This is a genomic window from Nocardia tenerifensis NBRC 101015 (assembly GCF_000308715.1).
Classification (GTDB): Bacteria; Actinomycetota; Actinomycetes; order Mycobacteriales; family Mycobacteriaceae; genus Nocardia; species Nocardia tenerifensis.
Genome location: NZ_BAGH01000075.1, coordinates 1 through 6,479, shown reverse-complemented (window position 1 = coordinate 6,479; position 6,479 = coordinate 1). Strand labels below are relative to the sequence as shown.

Below are 6,479 nucleotides of genomic sequence, written 5' to 3'. Positions count from 1 at the left end.
CCGAACTGACGGTCGCCCGCGTCGCCGAGGCCGGGGACGATGTAGGCGTTCTCGTTCAGGCCCGCGTCGACGGCGGCGGTGACCAGGCGCACCGGATGGCCGGAATCTTTTAGTGCCGCAACGCCTTCCGGCGCCGCGACGACGCACACCGCGGTGATGTCGGTCGCGCCCCTGGCGACGAGCAGTTCGAGGGTGTGGCGCATCGAGCCGCCGGTGGCCAGCATCGGGTCGAGCACGTAGACCGGCAGGCCGGCCAGGTCGTCGGGCAGCGACTCCATGTACGGGACCGGCTGGTGGGACTGCTCGTCCCGGGCGATGCCGACGAAGCCGATCCGGGCGTCGGGGATCAGCTCGGCGGCGACGTCGACCATGCCGAGGCCGGCCCGCAGCACCGGGACGAGCAGCGGCGGCCGGTCCAGCCGCGCGCCCTCGGTGACGGCCACCGGGGTGCTGATCTCGAAGCGCCGCACCGGAGCGTCGCGCAGCGCCTCATAGATGAGGATCCTGGTGAGGTCGCGCAGGGCCGCGCGGAAGGCGGAGTTGTCCGTTCGTTCGTCTCGCATCGTGGTCAACAGGGCGGCGGCGAGCGGATGGTCCACGGTGTGAGTACGCATGAGGGAACGATAAAGTGACCGGCGGGCCCGCCGCCGAACCTCGACGTCGAAAGTTTTTCGCATCGGCGGGAACCGAACGGGAAGAGGGCGCGTCGAATCAAGTGAATGACGTACTCTGCCTGGGAACAACAGATGGGGGAAGCTCTATGCGGAAGATGTCGGCGGACACCGAGGGCATCGCAGCCTATGGCGCGACCGCCCATGTGATGGCCGGGGAGATGGCGACGGCGGGCGCGAGCGCCGCCGCGGCCGAGCCCGCGCTGCTCGGCCCGATCATGGGGTTGATCGGCGGCGACTTCATGGCCGCGTACGCCGCGGCGCACGCGGGGCACGTCGCGTCGATCGGCGAGCTGTCGGCGGGGCTCACCAGCATGGGCGGCGCGGCGACCGGCGCGGCCACGGTGCTCACGGAGACCGACATGAACAACGCCGGGACGCTGCGCAGCGCGACCACCGAATTGGACGGGTGAGCCGGTGATCGATATCGACGCCCTGGCCAAACCCATCTTCGAGTTGCTCGCCAGCTTCGGCACCGGCGTGCTGCCCACGGGCGGCCCCTCCGACGCGCTGCGGAGCACCTCCAGCGTCGTCGACCAGATCCATCAGATGGGTCGCGACAGCATCAACAGCATGAACACCGCGTGGGACGGGCAGGCCGCCGACGCCGCCACCGCGAAGGCGCTGCGGGTGCAGACCTCCGCCGCCACCATCTCCGACCGCGGCAACGACATGGCAACCGTGGTGAATCAGGCCGCCGCAGAGGTGGAGTCGGGCCAGAAGGACCTCGCGGGCATCGCCCAGTCGTTCGTGAACACCGCCGTGAGCGCGGGGCCCGCGCTCGCCACGCCGGCGGGCATGACCATGATCGTCGGCTCCGCGATAGACCACCTCGGCCAGGCGCTCAACGTGGTCGGCCGGGTGCAGAACGAGCTCGGCACGCACACCGCGTCGATGACCGAGCTCACCCCGCCGCCGCCGACCCCGTCGCTCGCGGGCACGCCCGCCACCACCACCGCCGGGGTGCAGCAACTGGCCTCGACCGCGACCAGCGCGCTGAGCGGCGCCGGCTCGATGGCGAGCAGCCTGATGAGCACCGCGATGTCCGCCATGCCGTCCACGACCTCGAAGTCCAGCAGCGCCGCGGGCACCCCGAGCTCGCCGAGCACCCCCAAGCTCGACACCGGCTCGGCGGGCATACCCAGCGACGGCAAGGGCGTGAAGATCACGCTGCCCGACGGCAGCACGGTGGAGGCCCCGAACGAGAAGGCCGCCACCGCGGTTCGCTCGGCGATCAGCGCCGTCGGCACCCCGTACGTGTGGGGCGGCAACACCCCCGGCGCCGGACTGGACTGCAGCGGCCTGACCAAGTTCGCCTACGGCGAGGCCGGCGTCGACCTGCCGCGCCTGGCCGCCGACCAGGCCACCGGCACCTCGGTCTCCCCCGGCGACCTCATGCCCGGCGACCTGGCCATCTGGGATGGCCACGTCGCCATGGTGATCGGCAACGGACAGTTCGTCGAGGCCGGTGACCCGGTCCAGATCAGCTCGATTCGAACGGAGAACTCAGGGATGGGCTTCCACGGCTTCTACAGGCCGACCTCATGACGAATCCCCAACAACCGAACGTTCCCAGCGTCACGGTCGCCGGCAGCACCAACCGATCCGGCACCATCTCGGTGCGGGCCACCGACCAGGGCATGCCGGTGGAGATCAAGTTCGAGCGCAGCGAATACCGTTACGGCGCACAGAGTCTCGCGAACGAGATCCTGCGGCTCACCAAGCGCTCCACCGTCGCCGCCAAGGCGCGGCGGCGCGAGCTGCTCGCCGAGGCGGGCATGCCCGCCGACATCCTCGACCGCCTCGGCCTGCCCACCCGCCAGGCGGCCGTGGATGAGCTGGACCGGATCGACGACGCGGACACAGGACCTACGACCTGGATGAGGCCGGTATGAGCGAGCGAACCATGGGCGCAGCCGCATCAGCGGTCATGCCGGAGCCGAGCGTCAGCGAGGCGCAGGCATGAGCGAGCGGAGCGAGCGAATCATGGGCACAGCCGCCCCAGCGGTCATGCCGGAGCCGAGCGTCAGCGAGGCGCAGGCATGAGCGCTGAGATGGACGCTTTGGTCGCCAACGCGACGCAGAAGCTGGAGGCGCTCGAGGCCGCGCTGTACGGACTCAAGCAGGTCCGCGGGCGGCACACCACCGAGGACGGCACGGTCACCGTCGAGGTCGACAGCGACGGCGCGCTCGTCGCGCTGAGCCTCGCGGAGCACGTCACCTCGCTCCCGCCCGCCGAGGTCGGACAGCTGATCGTCTGGGCGTGCAGGCAGGCCGCCGAGGACGCGGGCAATCAACGCTCGAAGGTCGTTGCGACACTGAACGAGTCGTTCGTTCCCGGGCCGAACGATGCCAAGACGACGATTGGGGGCGGCCCGGATAGTGCCTGACGCGGAAGGTCGATAGGCTTCCGCTCATGGCTTCTGGAGACATCGTCCCGATCGAGCTCGGCCTGACCGATGGCGATCTCGTCACCCTGTGGGCACCGCGCTGGCGAGACGGTGACGACGAGTGGGAGGCGTTCCTCGGACACGAGGACTCCCTCTACGGATTCGAGAGCGTTGCGGAGCTGGCCGCGTTCATCCGGACCAACTCCGACAACGACCTCGTCGACCATCCGGCATGGAAGGTCGTCGCCGGGCTGTCGGCGGTGGAACTGGAGCCGGAGGAGAACTTCACCTTCGATCTGGTCGCGGTGCCCGAACTGGCCGCGGGCGACCCCGATGTGGACACCATCGCCGAGCTGGAGGACACCCTCGGCATGGTCCGCAACATCGGCGAGGTCTGCGAACTGGAGACCGTGACCAAGTTCTTCGGGTCGCATCCGGTGCTCGGCGCGCTGCCCGGCGGGGTGAACGCGTTCGTCGGCCGCGACGGCGAGGAACTCTGGGACCAGATCGGCGCCGCCATCGCCAAGGGCTGGGACAGCGTCCTCGACGCCATCGACTCCGTCGTGCACACCCCCGAGGTCGACGCGGAAGCCGTCGCCGTCGCCGAGGCCGAGCTGCTCGCGGCCGAGGAGAACGTGGTCGACGCCGACGACGCCGCGGACAACGAGGAGGACGAGTTCGAGCCCGTCGACCTCGACGCCGACGATGAGGACGAAGAGGAGGAGGACGAGTCGTTCTGGCACGAGGTCGGCATCGACCCGGTCAAGATCATCGCCTCGGACAACACCTACTTCACCCTGCGCTGTTACCTCGACGACGAGCCGATCTTCCTCGGCTCCGACAACACCATCACGGTGTTCACCTCCGAGCGCGCCCTGGCCAGGTACCTGGCCGACGACCACGAGCACGACCTCGCCCGCGTGAGCACCTTCGCCGACGTGCAGACCGCGGCGGTGGACGGCTCGCTCGAGGTCGAGGTCACCGACGAGAACGTCTACGTGCTGCCCGGCCTCGCCGACGACCTGGCCGAAGGCCCGGAGGCCGTCGACATCGAGCAGCTCGACCTGGCGGTCGAACTCTTCACCGACGCCGCGGACTACGCCGGCGACGACACCGTCGAACAGGCGCTGGCCCCCGCCACCCCGCTCGGCTGGTACGTCTCCTACCTGCTCAACCCCGACCCGAACCGCATGGCGCCCAACCCTCCGTTCGCCGCCGAGGCGCAGTCCTGGCGAGACCTCGAACGCAACTTCGAGGCCAGGCTCAACCAGCAGTAGCTACTTCAGGCGGATCCAGATCTGTTCGGCGCGGCCGAGCAGGCGGTCGTCGGAGCCGTAGATCGCGGTGGAGGAGAACGACTTTCGGCCCTGCTCGCCGTGGTTCTCGCCGACGACGACGCACTGTTCGCCCACCTCGGGCAGGTCGTGCACGGCGGCGGTCATGGAGCCGAGCAGGGCTGGGCGGTCGAACATGTCGGGCAGCGACCAGCCGCCGGGGCAGTCCATCGCCGCCCACAGGACGGCGGGGCCCAGCGGCAGCGAGTCGTCCGGGATCCACGGCGCGGCCACCCGACCGTCGCCGACCGCGCCCGCCTCGATGCGCAACCCGTCAGCGCGGCCGCTGCCGCAGACGAAGCAGGACGAGAACATCTCGTTGCTCTGATAGGAGCTCGCCGCGGCCGTCGCGGCCGCGAACGGCACGGAACGCGGTGCGTCCCGGTCGAATTCGCCCGCCCGCGACTCGGCGACCAGGGTGTCACCGTCGTACAGGTCGCCCGCCCGCACCTCTAGCGGTGTGTCCAGCGGCGTCGGACTGCGCAGGATCACCGTCACCGCGGCATCCCCGTGCCGCTCGGCCAGTAGCCCGCCCACGTATCCGCCGTTACCCGAGTCGGGCGGCCCGTTGAACCGGCTGGGAATCTGCAATGTCGCCATACCCAGCACGCTAGCGAACCGACCGCCGGGCCTTTCACCGCACTCGTTTCAACAAGACCGGCCTCATCGGACCGCGAGCAGCGGCGCACTGGCGGCACAACTATGACTGACAGAAAGCCCCTTGCTACCAACCCGATAATCCCTCTCGCCGCACCGCATACCGACCGAGCGCGCCACTATTCGACTCACGAGGGCAGCGGCACCTCCGGAGCGGACACCGCCGCCACGCATCGAACAGATCTCTCGCAGGCCTGGGCGCCCACCAAAGGACCGCTAGCACTTCGCCCACCTCGAACAAGTCCCCCACCCCCGCACCCACTCTCGGGCCACACACTCGAATTAGGACCCTAAACTCAGTGCAACTCCCGAGAGGGAGTGCAGAACTGGCGATGGTGCTCGTTCGGGACGGCATCGTGGGCGACTGCCCACGGGGAGGTCGGCGACGACGTGCACGCCGATGCCTAGGACGGTCTCGTTCGACTGTCCCTGGCTCGCGACGCTATGGGGCTCGTACCCTCGGTGCTGGCCCATAGCCCTCTGACACCGCAGGCCGGGCGGGTGCTCGATCAGCGACAAGCACCCGCCCGCCATGTGACGCGATCATGGCCGGTGCGACCTGCGTCCGGCACTAGCGGCCCGAACCTGTTGCCGCCCTTGCTATCCCAGCAGCACCGCGTATCCCGGCTTGATGATGTCGTCGATGATGCGCAGCCGTTCGGGGAACGGGATGAACGCCGACTTCATCGCGTTGATGGTGAACCGCTCCAGGTCGGTCCAGCCGTAGCCGAACGTGTCGGCGAGCTTGAGCATCTCCTGGCTCATGGTGGTGTCGCTCATCAGCCGGTTGTCGGTGTTGACCGTGACGCGGAAGCGCAGCCGGGCCAGCAGGTCGAACGGGTGCTTGTCCAGCGAGGGCACCGCGCCGGTCTGCACGTTCGAGGACGGACAGAGCTCGAGCGGAATGCGCATGTCGCGCACGTAGTTCGCGACGAGCCCGAGGCGGGCGTCCTCGATCGCGCCGGGCACGCTGATGTCGTCGGTGATCCGCACGCCGTGGCCGAGCCGGTCGCAGCCGCAGAACGCCAGCGCCTCGTGGATCGACGGCAGGCCGAACGCCTCGCCCGCGTGAATCGTGAAGTGCGCGCTGTTGGCTCGCATGTACTCGAACGCGTCCAGGTGCCTGCTCGGCGGGTAGCCCGCCTCCGCGCCCGCGATGTCGAAGCCGCCGACGCCGCGATCGCGGAATCGCACGGTGAGCTCGGCGATCTCGCGGGAGCGGGCCGCGTGCCGCATGGCGGTGAGCAGGCAGGTGACGACGATGGGACGGCCCGCCGCCGCGGCCGCCGCCTCGCCCTCGCGGAAGCCCGCCAGGGTGTGTTCGACGACCTCGTCGAGGGTCAGCCCGCGTTCCAAATGCTGTTCGGGGGCGAAGCGCACCTCGGCGTACACCACACCGTCGGCGGACAGGTCCTCGGCGCATTCGC

At 69.6% G+C, this 6,479-nt stretch carries 8 protein-coding genes; 5 read left to right on the top strand and 3 right to left on the bottom strand.

What is annotated here, in order from left to right:
• Positions 1-614: uracil phosphoribosyltransferase (upp, locus tag ON39_RS06080; RefSeq protein ID WP_040732037.1), on the bottom strand; the 614-nt coding region annotated here is incomplete at its 3' end.
• A 146-nt stretch (positions 615-760) separates the two neighbouring features.
• Here upp and ON39_RS06075 point away from each other — a divergent pair.
• The 5 genes from ON39_RS06075 to ON39_RS06055 all read left to right on the top strand — a co-directional run bounded on the left by ON39_RS06075 (position 761) and on the right by ON39_RS06055 (position 4,338).
• Positions 761-1,084: a type VII secretion target gene (locus tag ON39_RS06075; RefSeq protein WP_040732035.1), complete on the top strand. Its 324-nt coding sequence runs from the start codon at positions 761-763 to the stop codon at positions 1,082-1,084.
• A 4-nt stretch (positions 1,085-1,088) separates the two neighbouring features.
• Positions 1,089-2,219: a C40 family peptidase gene (locus ON39_RS06070; RefSeq protein WP_040732033.1), complete on the top strand. Its 1,131-nt coding sequence runs from the start codon at positions 1,089-1,091 to the stop codon at positions 2,217-2,219.
• Positions 2,216-2,566: a hypothetical protein gene (locus tag ON39_RS06065; protein WP_040732030.1), complete on the top strand. Its 351-nt coding sequence runs from the start codon at positions 2,216-2,218 to the stop codon at positions 2,564-2,566. The genes ON39_RS06070 and ON39_RS06065 overlap by 4 nt, the downstream gene beginning before the upstream one ends.
• Positions 2,567-2,713: 147 nt before the next feature.
• Entirely contained in the window at positions 2,714-3,061 is a 348-nt protein-coding gene (locus ON39_RS06060; protein ID WP_040732027.1) for a YbaB/EbfC family nucleoid-associated protein, read from the top strand.
• 26 nt (positions 3,062-3,087) lie between these two features.
• Positions 3,088-4,338 (top strand): SatS C-terminal domain-containing protein, encoded by a 1,251-nt coding sequence (locus ON39_RS06055; RefSeq protein WP_040732024.1) that lies wholly within the window; start codon positions 3,088-3,090, stop codon positions 4,336-4,338.
• On the opposite strand, the gene ON39_RS06050 is transcribed toward ON39_RS06055, so the two are convergent.
• Both ON39_RS06050 and ON39_RS06045 read right to left on the bottom strand, forming a co-directional pair.
• Positions 4,339-4,995, bottom strand: a complete 657-nt coding sequence (locus tag ON39_RS06050; RefSeq protein ID WP_051186343.1) for a hypothetical protein — start codon at positions 4,993-4,995, stop codon at positions 4,339-4,341. It abuts the gene before it with no gap.
• 657 nt (positions 4,996-5,652) lie between these two features.
• Positions 5,653-6,479 (bottom strand): adenosine deaminase (locus tag ON39_RS06045; protein WP_040732017.1); only part of this gene is annotated, 827 nt, incomplete at its 5' end.

Coding starts and splice junctions, on each gene's coding strand:
- ON39_RS06075 (WP_040732035.1), top strand. CDS start 761: ATGCGGAAGATGTCGGCGGACACCGAGGGCATCGCAGCCTATGGCGCG.
- ON39_RS06065 (WP_040732030.1), top strand. CDS start 2,216: ATGACGAATCCCCAACAACCGAACGTTCCCAGCGTCACGGTCGCCGGC.
- ON39_RS06060 (WP_040732027.1), top strand. CDS start 2,714: ATGAGCGCTGAGATGGACGCTTTGGTCGCCAACGCGACGCAGAAGCTG.
- ON39_RS06055 (WP_040732024.1), top strand. CDS start 3,088: ATGGCTTCTGGAGACATCGTCCCGATCGAGCTCGGCCTGACCGATGGC.
- ON39_RS06050 (WP_051186343.1), bottom strand. CDS start 4,995: ATGGCGACATTGCAGATTCCCAGCCGGTTCAACGGGCCGCCCGACTCG.